The following is an 18,457-nucleotide window of genomic DNA, read 5'->3' on the forward strand; positions in this document are numbered from 1 at the left end:
CCTATTTGTTTCTAATCTCTGGCTAAACTGATCCACTGGTTTAGTTTACTCCCACCCCCACAAGCTTGACATAGCTTGTAGAATATTGAGTTATCAATGTTTTATATCAGTTGCTCACAACTTTCTATTCTCTTAAATAACTCCACTGGAATATTGAATCCAGCAGCAAGACTGCGGTAAGCTGTTAAATTATAAAACGTAATAAGGTCGGAACTGTTGTTCCGACCTCTATTTACTCTATTCTCTCACTCAAAATAAGAGATTATCGAATTTCTGCTCCTAGTTGACTAAGGGCTGCGGTAATTTTTTCCATATACTTAGCTACTTCTTCATCTGTCAAGCTATCCTCTGGATTTTGGAAGGTCAAGCTATACGCCATGGACTTCTTGTTCAAGCCCAATTTTTCCCCTTCAAAGATATCAAACAAGTGAATACCGGTCAAGCGTTTTACACCCGCATTCTTTATGGCATTGATTACTTCTTGGTAAGTGACTGTGCTATCTAATAAGAGGGCAATATCACGCGTCACAGCTGGGAATTTAGTGATTTCTACAAATGGCTGAGGAGCTGTTAACTGCGCTTCAATCGCTGACAAGTCCAAGTCTGCTACATAGGTTTCTGGAATGTCATAGGCTTTCGCTGTCACAGGATGCACTTGTCCCACAAAACCAATCACTTCATCGTTTAATGAGATAAGGGCTGTGCGACCTGGGTGCATGCTAGCCAGATCACTTGTAGCTGTGTAGGTAACTGCAAGACCCAAACGGTCAAAGAGCGCCTCTACAATCCCTTTTGCATAGAAGAAATCCACAGGAACTGCCTTAGTTTGGAAATCTTTTTCAGCTACTAAGCCTGTCAAAGCAAAGGCAAAACGGTTAATTTCCGTTGGCAATTCTTCCTTTGGATTTCCCTCTTGCTCAAAGACCTTCCCAATCTCATAAAGAGCTAGATTGGTATTTTTACGCGCTACATTGTAACGAACAGTATCGAGCATTCCTGAAATCATATTTTGACGAAGAACACTGCGATCGACCGTCATCGGCCACATCAATTCTGTCAAGTTTGATGGTTTTACAGTAAATTCTGTTGCTTTTTCTGGTGTTGTCAAAGCGTAGGTAATGATTTCTGTAAGACCAACCCCTTCTGCCACTGTGCGCACCTTGCGACGGAGTTTTTGAGTAATGGTCAATTCGCCTGCTGTACCAGCATCTTTCGGCAGGGTCATAGGCAGATTGTCATAACCATAGATACGAGCAATTTCTTCAAACAAATCAGCTGGAATCGTGATGTCCCAACGACGGCGAGGAACGCTGACCGTAAATTCGCAAGCATTGCCAGAAAGTCCAAAACCTAGGAGACGAAAGACATCTTCAATATCGCTGTAAGCTAGCTCGGTTCCCAATACACGGTTGACATCTGCTAGGCTTGTAGATACCGTTTGATTAGTCAAATCAAGCTCGCCAGCTGTCACTTGTCCTTGATAAACACGCGCCCCTGCAAGCTCTGCAATCATGCTTGCCGCAGCATCTAGGGCTTCTGTGACGGTTGCTAGATTGATTCCTTTTTCAAAGCGAGCAGATGATTCACTACGCAGTCCTAAACGGCTGCTTGTTTTACGGATGGATTTGCCATCAAAGACAGCCGCCTCAAGGACAATACGAGTCGAGCGCTCCGAAATCTCTGTCGCAGCACCACCCATGATACCAGCAAGCGCAACTGGCTTATCATCAACGGTAATCACCATATCTGTCTCCAGCAAATCACGCGCTTCCCCATCCAAGGTCACAAGCTTCTCACCAGCTTTTGCCAAGCGCACAAGGATTTGATCCCCAGTAAAGGTATCCAAATCAAAAGCATGCATGGGTTGACCAAAATAGAGCAAGATATAGTTGGTCACATCAACCACATTGTTAATCGGACGAATCCCCTCATTCATCAAGAGATTTTGCAACCATTGCGGACTTGGTGCGATAGTCACATTGTCCAAGACACGAGCTGCATAAAATGGTGCTTTCTCTGTCTCAATCGAAACAGACACCACCTCACTAGCTTTATTCTCTACTTCTGCTAATGGGAATTCTTTCAACTGAACATCCTTGTCATAGATGGCTGCGACTTCATGCGCCACCCCACGCATGGAAAGGGCATCCGCACGATTTGGCGTGATAGATAGCTCAATCACTTCATCATCTAAATCAAGGTAAGAAAAGACCTCATCGCCATTCACCGCATCTGCTGGCAAAATCTGAATACCATCCGCAAATTCTTTTGGAACAACCGAGTCTGAAATGCCAAGCTCACCAAGCGAGCAAATCATACCGAGTGATTCCAAACCACGGATTTTTCCCTTTTCAATCTTGTAGTTGTCTGCAATGCGTGCACCAGGCAGAGCCACCATAACCTTGATTCCTGCACGAACGTTCGGTGCCCCGCAGACGATTTGGCGTGGCTCATCTTCGCCCACATCAACTTGACAAACATGGAGGTGAGTATCTGGCACATCTTCACAGGCCAAAACTTCTCCAACCACGATTTTTGAAAGACCAGCTGCAGGAGAAGTTACACCTTCTACCTCAATTCCTGTCGTTGACATTTTTTCAGCCAAGTCCTTGCTTGACACATCAATGTCCACTAATTCTTTTAACCATTTGTAACTTACTAACATCTTACTTCCTCATTTTTCTTCATTTATCCGCTTTTTCAAGAGCCAGTCGATATCTACCGTTTCTCCCGTCACATATTTGTGCTCGCTAAAGCGTTCAAATCCATACTTGAAATAAAAGTTCTGTGCCTTGAAATTCTTCTCCCAAACACCTAACCATGCCCAAGTGAAGCCTTCTTCTACCGCTTTTTCAAGGGCAAAGTCAAACAAGGCTTTGCCAAGACCATAGCCTTGGTGCGATTTCAAAACATAAATCCGCTGGATTTCAAAAGCATCTTCTAACTCATGCTCAGTTTGCGCCTCTCCCCAGTTGACTTTCAGAAAACCAACTGGTTTTCCTTCATGAAGGACAAAGTAATGAGCCGACTCAGGATTTTCCCACTCTTTCTCCAAGGTTTCAAGGGACAAATCATGGGCAAAATAATGCTCCATATCTTCTTGTTTGATAAATTCCCCAAAAGTCTCTTGATAAGTCTGCACCTCAATTTCTCGAAGTAAAGGAATATCTTTTTTCTCAATTTCAACAATCATAGCAACTCCTTATTTGAATTGCTCAGAAAAACGGACATCTCCTTGGTAGAAGCCACGAATATCATTGATTCCATATCGAAGCATAGCAATCCGCTCTTGACCGAGACCAAAGGCAAAACCAGAGTATTTATTCGCATCAATGCCGCTCATCTCAAGCACATGAGGATGAACCATGCCAGCACCCAAGATTTCAATCCAACCTGTCTGTTTGCAGACATTGCAGCCATTTCCCCCACACTTAAAGCAGGAAACATCCACCTCAACAGACGGCTCTGTGAATGGGAAATAAGACGGACGCAAGCGAATATTGCGTTCTTTCCCAAACATTTTTTGGATAATCAACTGCAAGGTTCCTTTCAAATCAGCCATCGAAATGTTCTCCCCAACCACAAGTCCTTCAATTTGATGGAATTGATGGCTGTGTGTCGCATCATCCGTATCACGACGGAACACGCGCCCTGGTGAAATCATCTTTAATGGTCCTTTTGAAAAATCATGCGCATCCATCGCACGCGCCTGAACAGGACTAGTATGCGTCCGCATAAGGATTTCTTCTGTGATATAGAAAGTATCTTGCATATCACGCGCTGGGTGATCCTTTGGCAAATTCATTCTCTCAAAATTATAGTAGTCTTTTTCTACCTCAAAACCATCAACGACTTGATAGCCCATACCAATGAAAATATCTTCAATTTCTTCACTCGTTTGGGTCAATACATGACGGTTACCAGCTGGTAGATTGCGACCAGGGAGGGTCACATCCAAGCTCTCTTTAGCCAACTGATTCGCCACTTTTTGCTCTTCTAGGAGAGCCGCTGTCTCTTCAAAAGCAGCTGTTAGAATATCCCGCGCTTCATTGACATGCTTTCCAATCACTGGACGCATCTCTGCTGACACATCTTTCATCCCTTTTAAAATCTCTGTCAAAGAACCTTTTTTCCCTAGTACAGAGACCCGCAAATCTTGCAATTCTTTGGCATTTTCATGCGAGACTTGGCTTAGTTTTTCCAATGTTTCAGCTCGTAAGGCTTGTAATTTTTCTTCGATTGTTTTCATTTTTCCTCCACATAAAAACCGCATGTCCCACTCACAATCGGAGCGTTGACACGCGGTACCATCCGTTTTTTATCTGGTTTCCCAGACCTTACTTTCTTAGTCTATAAGCAAGTGAATTCACCTAGCTTTCCTGTGGAGAGTTCTCAGTCACGACTCTCCTCCCTGTTACGCTTCCACTAAGTTACTGGTCTTGCAGACTACTATTCAATTTTTTATATTCTAACAAATTTTAACCACTTTGACAAGTCTCTATGGTTGTTTAGTTTTGATTTAATACGAGGCTAGGTTAGGCAAGCTGAGCGAACGACGTAATACATGAAAACTAAATGACTATACAAAGAGAAATCCCTTAGTCCTCGTAGTCTCCACCTGTAAATCCATAGTATTCTTCTAAGGATAAGCCTGATTTTGCAATATCTTTGGCTTCTTTTCCAACATAGCGCAAATGCCATTCCTCTGGCATATAGCCTGTTTCTTTTTCCTTACCGTATAAATAGCGCACAACAAAGCCATAGTCAGCAGCATGTTTTAAGAGCCACTTGCTGGCTTTTTCTTCCTGCACGAGATTTCCAGTCGTATCAATCAAATCATACGCCAAACCAGTCTGGTGCTCGCTATACCCTGGACGAGCAGAGTAGCGATCTGCCGCAGCTTGTCCATCTTGAGCGACATAGTTATTATAGAGCGATACTTGCGTATCGTAACTTCTAAAACCACTGTACTGATCACTAATCGCGTAGCCCTCAGCCTGCATAGCTGCAATCAATTCTAAGAGAGCTGCCTTAGCTTCTGGATCTTCCCCTGGATTATAGTCAGATGATAGAGGATAGTGCTTATTGACTACCAAGACATCACCGTATTTTCCCTTTACGCTGTAATAGAGACCATTATAAGAGACCGTATCATCCATGGTTGGTGTTTTGGGACTATCTTCTTCCATCTTCGTTTGAGTCTTTTCTGTGGTTGTCATGCTTGTCTCAGATTCTTTTTGATGCTTTGATAGAGTTTCCTCTTCTTTTTTGGAGCAAGCGCTCAACAACAAAGCTAGGCTCAGTCCAGTAATTACATATTTATTAAATTTCATCTATCTTTATTCTCTCCCTTTTCTTTTTATTATACCACATTTCGACTACTAAAGGATACTCTCCACCTTTGCTTGCAATGCTGGAAGTACTTGTTCTTGAAACCAGGGATTTTTCGACTGCCAGATATTATTCCGAGGAGAAGGGTGGACAAGTGGAAAATACTGCGGTAAGTAGTCCTCAAAGGTGCGAACCGTTTCTGTTAACAGTCGTTTTTTCTTATCTTTCAAATAATAATCTTGCGCATACTGCCCAATCAGTAAAGTCAGCTCTATCTGGGGCAGCATGGCTAATAGCTTGAGATGCCATTTTTCTGCGAATCCCTTTCTCGGTGGCAAATCACCTGACTTTCCCTTTCCTGGATAGTAAAAATCCATAGGTAAAATCGCTATTTGATTGGCATTATAAAAAGTTTCTTCATCCACACCCAGCCATGACCGCAGGTTGTCGCCACTCGGGTCTGCAAATAATTTCCCACGCTGCTCGGCTTTCAAGCCTGGAGCTTGACCGACAATCAATAGTTTAGCATTAGCACCTGCTTGAAACAAGGGATGAATACCTTTTGCTGTATAAGCTTGATTCTCAACATCCTGGATAATGCTAGTCCCTATCTCTTCTATACTCGGCATCTTGATACCTCTCTTATAAAAGGAACTGAACACTTGTCCAGCTCCTCTTTTCTATTTTTCAAACATGCTTATTTGACCAATTCGTAGATGGCTTCTGCGTAGATGGCTGCTGCCCGCATCAAATCTTCAACATCTGCAAATTCATTGGCTTGGTGCATGGTGTCTGTATAGCCTGGGAACATGGCACCGTAAGCAACTCCGCGCTTCAAAAGGCGACCAAAAGTTCCACCACCGATGACTTGCTCATGCCCACGCAAACCTGTCTGACGTTCGTAAACATCTAGAAGCGTTGCTACCAATGGATCATCCATAGAGACATAATGAGGGGTATGACCATCTTCTGACAAAGTCACATCAGCCACTGCCAAGTTCTTCAAAACTGCTTGGATAGCTTCTGGTGTCGTCCCTTTTGGATAACGGAAGTTGAGGGCAATGGTATTGTCAGCAGCTGCTTCATCAAAGCGGAAAACACCTGCGTTCATAGAAAGAGCTCCCATTTTCTCATCTGTATGGGCTACACCAAGTGCTTGACCTGCATGATCTTCAAACAAAATCTCACCTGCAATGGCAAGGTAATCCTTGGCTGGTCCTGCAAAGTCAAACTGGTTCAAGAAACGAGCGAGGTAAGTCGCACCGTTGACTCCAGATTGTGGAGAAGCTCCGTGGGCTGATTTTCCGATAACGGTCACCTTGTATTTGCCATCTTCTTCTGCTAATTCAAAGGTCACCTTATGGTCTGCCGCAAAGGCTGCTAATTTGTCAGCAAGCTCTGGAAGTTCACCTGATACGAGGGCTGTCGCTGACTCAGGCACCATATTCTCACGTAAACCGCCTGTAAAGCGATGCAAACGTGCCGCTCCGCTATTTTCCCCAGCGAAATGAAGATACTCGGTGATATTTCCTTTTTCCCCGTTGATGATCGGAAACTCTGCATCTGGTGAGAAGCCGAAATCAGGCGCTTTGACGCCGCTGTGCTCGAAATAGTAGTCCATATCTGCCCAGCCAGACTCTTCGTCTGTTCCTACGACAAAGCGGACTTTCTTTGAAATCGGCAACCCCAATTCCTTGATAATCTTAAGACCATAGTAGCATGCCATGGTTGGTCCCTTGTCGTCGCTTGAACCACGCGCATAGAGTTTGCCGTCTTTAATGGTCGGAGTGTAAGGGTCAGTATCCCAACCGCTTCCTGCTGGCACCACATCCATGTGGGCAAAGATGCCAAGCACCTCGTCACCTTCACCGTATTCAAAATGCCCCGCATAATTGTCTACATTCTTGGTTGGGTAGCCGTCACGCTCTGCAATCTCCAAGAATTTATGAAGGGCTTTGACAGGACCAGGGCCAAATGGATGCTCCACATCTGCCAAGCTATCATCACGCTCAGAGTTGATAGCAAGAAGGCTAAACAAGTCAGCCAGCAAATCCTCACGGCGTTTTTCTACTTCTGCTTTAAAATCAATCGTCATCTCTTTCTCCTTTTACCGTTGTTCAATCACTTCATCTACTGGTAAGCGATAGCTTGGCTCAAGCACCTCATCTGTATAGCCCACTGTAATGAGCAATTCTGGACGAAAACGGCTTTCAATATCCAAAACTTCATTGACCCGTGACTTATCAAACCCTAGAATCATGTTAGATCCAATGCCTTGGTCTGTCAAAGCAAGGACTAGATTCATGACCACCAAACCAGCATTTAAGGCAAGATAATCACTCTTTTGCTGCTCTGAATAACGAGCAAACTCCGCTGGGTAGTTCATCATATACTTTTGCAACTGCTCTTCGGTAAAGTTATGAACGCCTCCAGTCCGAGCAATCTTGCGTGCCCGCTTGTCCAAATCAGTATCTGTAAACAGAGCAACCACATACTGAGCTTCACGGATTTGATCTGCATTTCCACCATAGGAAAGCGGTACTAGAGCATCTTTACGCTCCTTAACCACGACAAATTTCCAAGGTTGCAGATTGTGGGCACTTGGTGCTAGCGTTGCAATTTCAATGGCTGTACGGAGATCCTTAGGATCAACTTCCTTGTCCAAGAAATGCTTAACAGCATGGCGTTTTTTATTTAATGCTAAAAATTTCATAGTCACTTCCTTCGCTTTTAAGATACTTTCATTCTACCATATTTTGAAAGGGATTGCACAGATTTACGGTTTCTCGCTCAGATGCTGTTGGATATTTTCTGCTACCCTTTGAGGAATCCCCAGCTGGGTTAGCTCCTCCAAACTTGCTGCCGTGATATTCGCTAAATTTTTAAAATGCTTCATGAGCAGTTGTTTGCGCTTTGGTCCTAAACCTTCAATTCCATCCAATCTTGATGAGAAGGAATTTTTCGACCGAACTTGCCTGTGGAAGGTAATGGCAAAGCGGTGCACTTCGTCTTGGATCCTTTGTAAAAGAAAGAATTCTTGAGAATTTCGGGATAATCCCACCACTTCTAGTGGATCTCCAAAGAGCAGTTCATGAGTCTGGTGCTTGTCATTTTTTTGCAGACCAGCAATTGGAATGTCTAAGCCCAACTCATCCTTAACCACTGATTTTGCGATGTTGACCTGACCTTGCCCACCATCAATCACAATCAAATCAGGCGGTGTCAACCCATCTCGTAGCACACGACTGTACCGCCTTTTAATCACCTCTTTCATGCTAGCATAATCATCTGGTCCAACTACTGTCTTAATCTTATACTTACGGTAGTCTTTCTTACTAGGCTTGCCATTGACAAAGACCACCATGGCAGATACAGGGCTAGTCCCCATGATATTGGAATTATCAAAAGCCTCGATTCGCATAGGCGTCGGAATATGTAGGATACGTCCTAGATTTTCAATCGCTCTCTGCGTTTTTTCCAGTGATTTTTCTAAGAGATCAAATTTCTGTTGCAGATTGACACGAGCATTTTTAATCGCCAGATTGACCAGTTGCTTTTTCTCCCCTCGCTGCGGTTTTACCACCTTGGTATCCACCAAAGCCTTGACCGCTTCCTCATCAATATCGGCTGGAATCAAGACTTCATTTGGCACTAAATGCTCTTTTTCTTGGTAAAATTGCCCCACATAGGTCAAAAAATCCTCATCAGGGTCATTGTAATAAGGAAATAGATGGACATCACGCTCGATGAGCTTGCCTTGACGGACAAAAAATACCTGCACACACATCCAACCCTTATCGACATAGTAGCCAAAGACATCACGGTTTTGCAGGTCTTTTGCCATCACGCGTTGCTTGGTGCGAAGAGTGGCAATCGCCTGAATCAAATCACGGTATTCCGCAGCCTTTTCAAATTCCATCTCGCTCGCAGCTGTCTGCATTTTCTCGCGTAAATCATTCACAATCTTGTCATCCTGACCTTTGAGGAAATTTGCTACATCCACTGCCATTTTCTTGAAATAATCCTCATCCACTTGGCAAATGGTATGCGCCTTGCATTGATGGATATGGTAGTAAAAACAAACTTTTTCTGGCGGATTGGTACATTTTTTAAAAGGAAAAATGCGGTCTAGTAATCGCTTAATTTCATTAGCCGCACCCACATCAGGATAAGGACCAAAATACTGACCACCATCTTTTTTCACCTGTCGTGTAATCAAAAGCCTTGGGTATCTTTCATTCGTAATTTTGATAAAAGGATAGGATTTATCATCCTTGAGCATGATATTATACTTGGGCTTATTTTCCTTAATCAGATTGATTTCAAGAAGCAGAGCTTCGATATTGGACTCCGTGACGATAAATTCAAAATCCACAATTTCAGAGACCAAAGCCTCTGTCTTGGTATCATGACTCCCACGGAAATAAGAGCGCACCCGATTGCGCAGATTTTTCGCCTTTCCGACATAAATAATCGTGCCATTTTTGTCTTTATGAATATAACAACCAGGACTAGATGGCAAGAGTTCTAATTTTGATTGAATAATGCTGTTCATAGGACTATTGTAGCAAAAAATAAAGTGACTTGCCACAGCTTGATATACTCTAGCTCATCTAAAAAACAAAAAAGGAGTGTGAGCAAAATCATGATTTCACAGAAATCGATTTTCCTCACTCCTTTATTTCTAAATTCGGGCTAAAATAATCCACTACATTATCTTACTCCAATTCTCTATCGGAATTTCTACTTTTTCTCATTTCCAAACCACAGGGAGATTTCACGTTCGGCAGACTCTAAAGAGTCAGAACCGTGCACGATGTTTTGAATGGTTTGTCCAATCGGCGCTGCTTGGGCAAAATCGCCACGAATAGTCCCAGGAAGGGCTTCTTCTGGTCGTGTCGCCCCCATCATCTGACGCCAAGTAGAGACAACCTGCTCACCTGAGATGATCCCAACCACCACAGGACCACTCATCATGAACTCACGGATAGCAGGATAAAAAGATTGCTCCACCAATGCCTCATAATGTCGATCAATCACATCTTTCTCCACATGAGTGAGTAATTCCAATCGCTCAATCGTAAATCCTCTCTGTTCAATCCGTCCAAGAACTTGACCAATCAAACCGCGTCTCACTCCATCTGGCTTAATGATAAAAAATGTCTTCTCCATTTGCTCTCCCCTTTTTTAGATTCTCTCTATTATATCATATTCAGAAAATTTTCTGAAAAATTTCCTTTGTTTATAACGGAGAAATTGTTCCAAACGAGAGATAAACCAATAGCAGGATAAAAATCCAGAGATAAGGAGAGCGAAAGACTTGCGCATAGATAGCTTTAGGAGAGCTATTTTCAGCCAAATAAGCCTTGATAGCAAAACGATATCGGATCAAGAAAAAGATAGCAATAATCGTTCCCGTCAGCAATAACCCCAGATGAAGCATGGTTGCCACACTCTCAGTCAATCCTGCATACAAGCGAGCTAAACCATCACTAATCACCAAATTATTAATGACATGAAGCAACATAGCCCAATAAATCGAATACTCCATGGTCACATATCCAAAAAGGAGACCGACACCAGCTGCAAAGAAAAACTGAGCTAGATTGCCATGAAAAATACCGAACAATACGGAAGACATGACAATCGCAAAAACCTTGCCATGCGTCTCAAACTTTCTAAGCGCTGCTCCTCTAAAAATCAATTCTTCTGAAATCGGGCCTACAATCCCTGCATACAGGAACATGGTAATGCTGTCAGATTGGCTAGAAGCCTGCTCCACAGCCAACTGCATGGTCCAACCAAAGACATTTAACACACTTTCCAAGACCATATTGACCAATAAAAAGGAAAATTGTGCCAATAACAAGAACGGTAAAAACTTGGCAAAGGTTGCCACTGTCATCTTCTTGCTCTTTCGTAAGTCTGATTTAAACAGCTGACCATTTCGATACAGGTAGAAAATTAAGATTCCAAAAGCAACAGAGATGAGGTAATGCGTCCCATCTGTCTGTAAAAATTCGTAGGTGCCATTCGCAATTTCTTCTGCTCGTCCAGGGTGCTGAAGGGCTTGATAAATCACTACCGCCATACTCCAAAAACCAGCTACTAGCATCATGACCATACCATACAAAAGGCAAAGTCCTGCAAAAATACCGACATCACGCCTCGCTTGTTTCATATTTTCCATCTACATCATCCTTTCTTTTGCGACTAAAGAAATAAAGAGCAAGGAGCAGACCTTCATACAGGACGAAAAAGAGCACAAAGGCATGCAGGAAAAAATCTTGGGGTAAAATCCGAATCACAGGATCGAATCTCGGATCAAAGAGCCATGTATCATCTCCTACAAAGAGAATTTGGTGAAACAGGGTAAAAAAGAATTCAAAACCCATGCTCATAGCTACTCCACCAATCACAACTGGTGTCAAAAGAATGGCTAAAATTCTTCGCTTAAATAATGTTAAATAGCCTGCTTTTATCACATCTTTGTAAAAGGCATAAACCGCAGGCAAGAGAAATATAGTCAAAGCCTGCACCAAATGAAAGAGCCACTTAACCGCTTGAAAATGATGCAAGCCAGCGGCAGACGAGCGAAAGTCTGGCATCTCAAGTACCTGAACAAAAGGATTGGTTAGATAGTTCATCAAGATATGAAAATTATAGGCAATCGTTTTAGCACTCACATAGGCTTGATTGGGCAAATCCAAATAAGCAATCTCCAAAGGATAAACAAGCCACATCCCATAAATCGTCAAGCAAATGCTAAAGGCTAATAGCCATACTTGACTGGCAAGAAAACTCCATCTAGTCCGCATCAAAATCCCACTCCGCTAAGCTTTCTACCACATGAGTGGGAGGAATAGGAAGATCTGCCACCTCTTCTTTTCTAGTAAAACCTGTCGTTACCAATAAACTAGGAATCCCATTATCAATCCCAGCACGAATGTCTGTCAGATAATTATCTCCGACCATGATGAGGTCTTCTTTTTCAAATCCCAGCTTTGCAACTGCCTTATCCATGATGATTTGATTGGGTTTTCCAATAAAGACTGGCTCTATTCGTGTTGCTGCCTGCAAGAGTGCAATCAAAGAACCAGCTCCTGGCAACAAACCTCTCTCTGTTGGGATATTCAAATCTGGGTTGGTACCGATAAAATGAGCCCCTTTTTGGATGGCTAAGGTCGCTGTCGCAAACTTTTCATAATCTACTTTCCAATCTAATCCCACAACTACATATGCAGGATTTTCCTTATCCTCAATATAGCCCGCTTCAAAAATCGCTTGTTTCAAGCCCTCTTCACCAATCACATAAACAGTATTGCCTAGATTTTTCTCCGCCATGTAGTCAATCGTCGCTAATGTCGCTGTGTAAATGGTGTCTAGTAGCGTTTCAATATGGAAGTTTTCTGCCAACATCTCCTGAACGGACTGAGGTGTTCTCGTTGTATTATTGGTCACAAAGAGATAGGGAATGGAGCGTTTTTGCAATTCATGCACAAAGGCTTCTCCCGCTGGAATCCGCTCTTTTCCTCTATAAATCGTGCCATCTAAGTCAATCAAATATCCCTTATACATCTTTTTCTCCTTTTTTCCACTCAATGATTGCCTGCGCGTGCAAGCTACCATCACTCACGATTTGGTGGTAGCTAGTAGTTCCCTCTTTTTTCACGCAGGAGGACACGCAGCTATCTGAGCGGACTTCCTTGACATATTTGAGATTAATTTTACGCGGAACATACTCGCACAAAAACTCCACTCCCATAGCCTCAAAGACCCAGTCCAAATACTTGCTATTATTGACATGTCCATTCATATCCAAGTCATAAAAGCGGACTTGAAAATCCTTTTGTTCACCATCTTCTAACTTCGGATATTTCGGTCCTCGAATCACTTTTTTATTAAACTCAGATTGATAAGGAGCAATCAACTCACCATCAACAGGATGAACTTTTCTAGTCTCTTTATTCATCATGACAAAGCTTGCCAACATTTCCACCAAAATCTGCCCTTCTTGATCAAAAATGGTAAAACGTCGGTAGCAAAACAGTCGATTGTATGAAAGCGCCTCTGTCTCAATCCTAATCTGATCTCCAAAAGCAGGCAGACGATGAATGGTCATTTCATAGTCTGTCACAATCCAGACCAACTGGTGCTTTTCAAGCAAATCTTGATCACTAATCCCCAGATACTCTGACTGCATTTCTGACACTTGTAAAGAAAGCAAAATCAACTGAGGAATTTTAATATGCCCATTGACATCACTCATGTCAAAGGGAATCTTCATCTCCATCTGAAAAATCTGTCCCATACTTACTCCAATATAAATTTTTCTGCAACGGTATCACCCAAAAAGAGCCCTTTTTGCGTCATCCGAACGATGTCCTTGTCAAGTACTAACAAACCCTGAGTTGTCAATGTCTCCACTACCTCACCATAGAGTTTCTCAAAAGAAGTCTCAAACTTCTCCTCAAAGCGCCTCTTTGATACCCCAGATTTCTTGCGTAAGCCTAAGAACATCTCTTCTTCCATTTTTTCTTTAAGAGTCAAATGTTCCTCTGTAATCCGTGCGTTTCCTGCCTCTACGGCTTCTAAATAATGCCGAATCGGACCGTGATTTTTATAGCGAACACCGTTCACATAGCCAGACGCCCCAGCACCAAGCCCGTAATACTCCGCATTGTCCCAGTACATGAGGTTATGGCGGCTTTCAAAGCCAGGTTTCGAAAAATTAGAAATCTCATAATGATCAAAACCTGCTTTTTTTAGCTCCGTGATGATGTATTCAAACATCTCGGCTTCTAAATCTTCCTTAGGCAAAGGTAGTTTCCCACGGCGCATACGATTCATGAAAACCGTGTGATTTTCCAAAATCAAACTATACAAGCTCATGTGTGGAATATCGAGACTCAAAGCTTTAGCTACATTTTCCTGCACCTGCTCCATGGTCTGCTTAGGCAGAGCATAAATCAAGTCAATCGAAATATTGTCAAAACCTGCTTTTTTTAAGTTGGTAATGTTCTCATAAATATCTTGCTCTTGATGGCTCCGCCCAATTTTTTTTAACATACGATTGTCAAAGGTCTGCACGCCCAAAGATACCCGATTGACTGGCGAATCTTTGAGCACAGCGATTTTTTCCTCATCCAAATCCCCTGGATTTGCCTCGATTGTTAGCTCTTCTAAAAAAGACAGGTTCAAGTTTTCTGTCAAATGGCGGAGCAAAAAGTCTAATTGGGAAGCAGAAAGAGCGGTCGGGGTCCCTCCTCCGATATAAAGCGTTCGAAGTTTTTCAATCTCATACGAGTCAAATTCACGAATCAAATGCTCCAGATAGCTGTCCACAGGCTGATTTTTAATAAAAACCTTGGAAAAATCACAATAATAACAAATTTGTGTGCAAAAAGGAATGTGCACATAAGCGGATGTCGGTTTCGTTTGCATTCTTTTATTATATCATTTTCAGCCAAAAAAGTTCGATAAAAAAACACGGTCTTTAAGAACCGCGTTTAGCCGTAAGAATCTTTTCCCACTCCTCGTAAATGATAGAGGCAACCTCTTTAGGCTTTTCTGTATAAAGAGAATGTCCAGTGTCTCTTACTTCACAAATGCGCACATGACTAGGTAAGGTGCTCAGTGCCTCCTTTTTCCAAGCAGGCGTATCCTCATCTAAGGCTGGAATCAAAAGCAATACAGAACCAGCAATTTTGTCAATCTGCCCAAAAACCTGTCTTCTCAAATGTAGCAAAGATTTCACAAGGTCAAAAGAGAAATTTAAAGCAAAGCTCTGTGAAACTTCATCATACACATATGAATTTCTTACAGCCTTTTCTAAATGTTCTGTCCAAAATAAAGAACTTGCTTTTTCTACTTCCACAGCTTTCTCAAGACTCTCAAAGCGTGTCTGCTCCAGATAGAATTTTGCCCCAGACAACTCATCCTCCAAGGAGCAAATCTTATCCATATCTAAAAAACCACCATCTAAAAGAACCAAATGAACGCACTCATAACGTGCAGCCAAAGCTACCGCCAAATCAGCTCCCAATGAATGAGCGATGAGAAAAATATCCTCTGAGATGTCCACTTTCTTCTCAAACCAAGCAGCAAAAGTCTCCATACTTTCTAAAAAAGGGAAAACACTATCATGGTATAGATCCACATACTTGATCTCAAAAGGCAATTCAGCCATTAAATCCTGAGGATAGTAGACATTACAGCCCAACCCACCTATAAAATAAGCTTGCATAAAAACTCCTATTCAAAAGGGCTGAGCACAACCGCTCAACCCTATCCATGTCCCCTGCCGGAATCGAACCAGCAACTACTCCTTAGGAGGGAGTTGTTATATCCATTGAACTAAAGGGACTTACGAAAAAATCTGCCACTGGGACAGATTTCAAGTCGTTGGAGCAAAGAGAAAACTCTAAAGCTCCGATTAACGACGAATTCTTTGATACGTGCAGCTTTACCTTGAAGAGCACGTAGGTAGTACAATTTCGCACGACGTACTTTACCGTAACGTACGACTTCGATTTTTTCAACACGTGGTGTGTGAAGTGGGAAGATACGTTCTACACCTACACCGTTAGAGATTTTACGAACTGTGTAGTTTTCTGAGATTCCTTGACCTTTACGAGCGATTACAACGCCTTCAAAGATCTGGATACGTTCGCGGTTTCCTTCGACAACTTTCGCGTGAACGCGCACAGTGTCACCAGGACGGAATGCAGGGATATCAGTACGAAGTTGACCTTCTGTCAAACTTTGGATCAATGGATTCATGTTTTTTCTTCTCCTATTCTTGCTAATCATAAACGCTCGGTCCAGCGGATTAGCCGTTTTTTGTGCGTCCATTACACACGCTCATTATTATATCACATTTCTTTGAAAAATGTAAAGAGTTTTAATCACGATTCTGCTACTTTTTGTAGAGAATAGATGGATTGAGAACGATTGAGGAGAAAAGCAAGGCTACACACGATAAAAAAAGCTGGAAAATGTACAAAGCCAAACACCTCGCATCCAATCAAGATAGGTCCTAAAAAGGTTGAACTTGCTCCCGCAAAGACGCCTGCATAGCCCAAGGCTGCCACAAATACAAGGGGCAAGCCAAAGAATGGAGCTAAAAAGACACCTAAACTAGCTCCAATAGCAAACAAAGGCGTCACCTCTCCACCTTGATAGCCTGCAGCGAGGGTCACTACGGTAAAGATGAGCTTGAAAAACCAATCATAAGCAGCAATACCTCGCCCTGAAAAACTCGCTGCAATCAAGTTGGTCCCTAGACCTGCATAACGCCCTTGTCCAAGGACCAGCAAGCCCAAACTCAGCACAAACCCTAGCACAACAATCCGTCTATAGGGACTAGGAAACCACTGACTAACCACTCCTTTCAAATGTGCTAGACTCCACGCAAAGGCATTTCCACAAAGACCAAATAAAACTCCTAACAAGATGAGCTTGAAAAAGAGTTCCATTGTCAAATCAGGAATTCCTGTTAGAGGAAACGCAAACCTTTCCAACCCCAAAGAATGTGAAATAAAACTTGCCACCACAGCAGCTACAAGAGCTGGCCAAAAGGCTGATACTGCTAGGGAACCCACGACCAAAATCTCCATAGCAAACAAGGTTGCAGCCAAGGGTGTTTGAAACAATCCAGCAAATCCAGCCGCCATGCCCATCACAATCAAGCGCTTTTGTTCTCGCCTCGAGAAATAACTTTTCCCTAGCTGATAAGAAACCGTTGCGCCTAGCTGTACTGCCACACCTTCGCGCCCTGCTGAGCCACCAAACAAATGGGTCAACCAAGTCGTCACCATTACCAAGGGAATCAAACGCTTTGGAATCTCGTCATCGCGACCGTGCCCGACCTCAAAGATAAGAGCCATCCCTTTACCTGCATTTCCTCCATATCTCTGATAAATCAAGACAATCAACATCCCCACCAAAGACAAAAAAGGTAAAAAGATAAGAAAGTGAGCGGAACGCAGCTCTCCTATCCACAAGAGTACACGACCAAAAACCGTTGCTAAGGTACCCACCAAGATTCCTATGACCAGAGCAAAAAGAGTCCAAATCACACCATCCTTGACCTTGAGCAAAACTGTCATTTCTTGCGCTCCAAGACACTTGCTTGATAGGCTCTTGATTCTTTCATAATCGCCTCAAAGGTTGCAACCAGTCTTTCTTGATAATCTTTATTCTCCACTCTTTCTGCAACCTTCTCCAAGACCTCTTCTTCACGTTTACTGTCTAGGACAGCTTTTCCAACCTTTGCCTTATAGGCAACAACTTGACTGACCAAGTCCATCCGCTTTTCAAGCAAAGCCACCAAATCTTTATCAACCTGATCAATTTCTTGTCGAATTTTTTCTAAATCCATGTTCAATCCTTTCTAGTATAGTTGTTTCGTTTTGATTTAGTACAAGGTAATGAGTCTCAAGCATAACCAGAGTTAGACAAGACAAGTTAGCAATGTAATAAATGAAAACTAATTGACTATAAAAGAGGGAGCGGGACTGTATCGTGATAGTCCATCTCGATCTCCCTCTCCCCTGTTTTCAACTGTCTCACTACTAGCAAGTCTCGTAAAAGTGCGTGACATTCTCTATATATGCAATGAGACACCTTTCAATGGTTTAACCCAATTTTTCAACTAGGCTATTTGCAAAGTTTTCTAATTTTTCTATATCTTCATCTTCAGCTGATAAATCTACCTTGACACTATCAGCTCCTTTTTCTGCCCCTGTACCTGCAAACACAGCTTCAAAATCATCTACTGCTTTACAAAATTCATCATAGAAAGTATCACCTGAGCCAACCACTCCGTAGACCTTACCAGACAAGTCTAAACCTGCCAAGTCCTCATAAAAGTCTACGATTTCATCTGGCAACTCTCCATCGCCATAAGTATAAGTCGCTACAATCGCAATATCTGCCTCTAAAAAATCTTCGGCATCAACCGTCGTACACTCATCCACATCGACATCAAGTCCCAAATCTTTCAAACGATCTGCGACAATATCTGCGATTTCTTCCGTATTTCCCGTCATACTTGCAAATACAACCTTTGCTAAAGCCATAGTTTCCTCCTCGTATTCATATGAGAAACATTATACCATGTTCT

18 protein-coding genes, 1 tRNA gene and 1 pseudogene are annotated in these 18,457 nt (G+C 42.6%); all 20 read right to left on the reverse strand.

All coding sequences use genetic code 11. The annotated features are described in order from the left end of the window. Positions 1-262: 262 nt before the first annotated feature. A complete protein-coding gene (gene pheT / locus AB1I63_03985; GenBank protein MEW4354049.1) occupies positions 263-2,665 on the reverse strand; it encodes a phenylalanine--tRNA ligase subunit beta in 2,403 nt (800 codons plus the stop codon). 9 nt (positions 2,666-2,674) lie between these two features. Then, the gene (locus tag AB1I63_03990; protein MEW4354050.1) at positions 2,675-3,193 is read right to left on the reverse strand and encodes a GNAT family N-acetyltransferase; all 519 of its coding nucleotides are present in this window, start codon (positions 3,191-3,193) and stop codon (positions 2,675-2,677) included. 9 nt (positions 3,194-3,202) lie between these two features. Beyond that, positions 3,203-4,249 carry a phenylalanine--tRNA ligase subunit alpha gene (pheS, locus tag AB1I63_03995; GenBank protein MEW4354051.1) on the reverse strand — a complete coding sequence of 349 codons (1,047 nt, stop codon included), beginning with the start codon at positions 4,247-4,249 and terminating at the stop codon, positions 3,203-3,205. 349 nt (positions 4,250-4,598) lie between these two features. Further along, positions 4,599-5,333 carry an LD-carboxypeptidase LdcB/DacB gene (gene ldcB / locus AB1I63_04000; GenBank protein ID MEW4354052.1) on the reverse strand — a complete coding sequence of 245 codons (735 nt, stop codon included), beginning with the start codon at positions 5,331-5,333 and terminating at the stop codon, positions 4,599-4,601. Between the two features lie 48 nt (positions 5,334-5,381). Further along, positions 5,382-5,960: a uracil-DNA glycosylase family protein gene (locus tag AB1I63_04005; GenBank protein MEW4354053.1), complete on the reverse strand. Its 579-nt coding sequence runs from the start codon at positions 5,958-5,960 to the stop codon at positions 5,382-5,384. A gap of 68 nt (positions 5,961-6,028) precedes the next feature. After that, positions 6,029-7,426: a dipeptidase PepV gene (gene pepV / locus AB1I63_04010; GenBank protein ID MEW4354054.1), complete on the reverse strand. Its 1,398-nt coding sequence runs from the start codon at positions 7,424-7,426 to the stop codon at positions 6,029-6,031. Positions 7,427-7,438: 12 nt separating this feature from the next. After that, positions 7,439-8,044, reverse strand: a complete 606-nt coding sequence (locus tag AB1I63_04015) for a nitroreductase family protein (protein MEW4354055.1) — start codon at positions 8,042-8,044, stop codon at positions 7,439-7,441. Between the two features lie 63 nt (positions 8,045-8,107). Then, positions 8,108-9,886: an excinuclease ABC subunit UvrC gene (gene uvrC, locus AB1I63_04020; GenBank protein ID MEW4354056.1), complete on the reverse strand. Its 1,779-nt coding sequence runs from the start codon at positions 9,884-9,886 to the stop codon at positions 8,108-8,110. A 188-nt stretch (positions 9,887-10,074) separates the two neighbouring features. Then, positions 10,075-10,503 (reverse strand): nucleoside-diphosphate kinase, encoded by a 429-nt coding sequence (gene ndk, locus AB1I63_04025; GenBank protein MEW4354057.1) that lies wholly within the window; start codon positions 10,501-10,503, stop codon positions 10,075-10,077. Between the two features lie 70 nt (positions 10,504-10,573). After that, positions 10,574-11,521 (reverse strand): CPBP family intramembrane glutamic endopeptidase, encoded by a 948-nt coding sequence (locus AB1I63_04030; protein MEW4354058.1) that lies wholly within the window; start codon positions 11,519-11,521, stop codon positions 10,574-10,576. After that, positions 11,493-12,149, reverse strand: a complete 657-nt coding sequence (locus AB1I63_04035; GenBank protein MEW4354059.1) for a TIGR01906 family membrane protein — start codon at positions 12,147-12,149, stop codon at positions 11,493-11,495. Before AB1I63_04035 ends, AB1I63_04030 begins: the two co-directional genes overlap by 29 nt. Further along, entirely contained in the window at positions 12,139-12,909 is a 771-nt protein-coding gene (locus AB1I63_04040) for a TIGR01457 family HAD-type hydrolase (GenBank protein ID MEW4354060.1), read from the reverse strand. The genes AB1I63_04035 and AB1I63_04040 overlap by 11 nt, the downstream gene beginning before the upstream one ends. Continuing rightward, the gene (locus AB1I63_04045; protein MEW4354061.1) at positions 12,902-13,642 is read right to left on the reverse strand and encodes an acyl-ACP thioesterase domain-containing protein; all 741 of its coding nucleotides are present in this window, start codon (positions 13,640-13,642) and stop codon (positions 12,902-12,904) included. The genes AB1I63_04040 and AB1I63_04045 overlap by 8 nt, the downstream gene beginning before the upstream one ends. A 2-nt stretch (positions 13,643-13,644) precedes the next feature. Beyond that, positions 13,645-14,775: a radical SAM family heme chaperone HemW gene (hemW, locus tag AB1I63_04050; protein ID MEW4354062.1), complete on the reverse strand. Its 1,131-nt coding sequence runs from the start codon at positions 14,773-14,775 to the stop codon at positions 13,645-13,647. A 52-nt stretch (positions 14,776-14,827) separates the two neighbouring features. After that, positions 14,828-15,577 carry an alpha/beta hydrolase gene (locus AB1I63_04055; protein MEW4354063.1) on the reverse strand — a complete coding sequence of 250 codons (750 nt, stop codon included), beginning with the start codon at positions 15,575-15,577 and terminating at the stop codon, positions 14,828-14,830. Positions 15,578-15,625: 48 nt separating this feature from the next. After that, positions 15,626-15,697: transfer RNA gene (locus AB1I63_04060), tRNA-Arg, on the reverse strand. An 80-nt stretch (positions 15,698-15,777) separates the two neighbouring features. Further along, positions 15,778-16,113: pseudogene (gene rplS / locus AB1I63_04065) on the reverse strand (50S ribosomal protein L19). A 125-nt stretch (positions 16,114-16,238) separates the two neighbouring features. Then, on the reverse strand, positions 16,239-17,441 hold the full coding sequence (locus AB1I63_04070) for a chloride channel protein (GenBank protein MEW4354064.1): 1,203 nt from the start codon (positions 17,439-17,441) through the stop codon (positions 16,239-16,241). Further along, a complete protein-coding gene (locus tag AB1I63_04075) occupies positions 17,438-17,713 on the reverse strand; it encodes a chorismate mutase (GenBank protein ID MEW4354065.1) in 276 nt (91 codons plus the stop codon). The genes AB1I63_04070 and AB1I63_04075 overlap by 4 nt, the downstream gene beginning before the upstream one ends. A gap of 256 nt (positions 17,714-17,969) precedes the next feature. Further along, on the reverse strand, positions 17,970-18,413 hold the full coding sequence (locus AB1I63_04080) for a flavodoxin (protein MEW4354066.1): 444 nt from the start codon (positions 18,411-18,413) through the stop codon (positions 17,970-17,972). Positions 18,414-18,457: the final 44 nt, after the last annotated feature.

Source organism: Streptococcus pneumoniae, assembly GCA_040719455.1.
Classification (GTDB): domain Bacteria; phylum Bacillota; class Bacilli; order Lactobacillales; family Streptococcaceae; genus Streptococcus; species Streptococcus pneumoniae_G.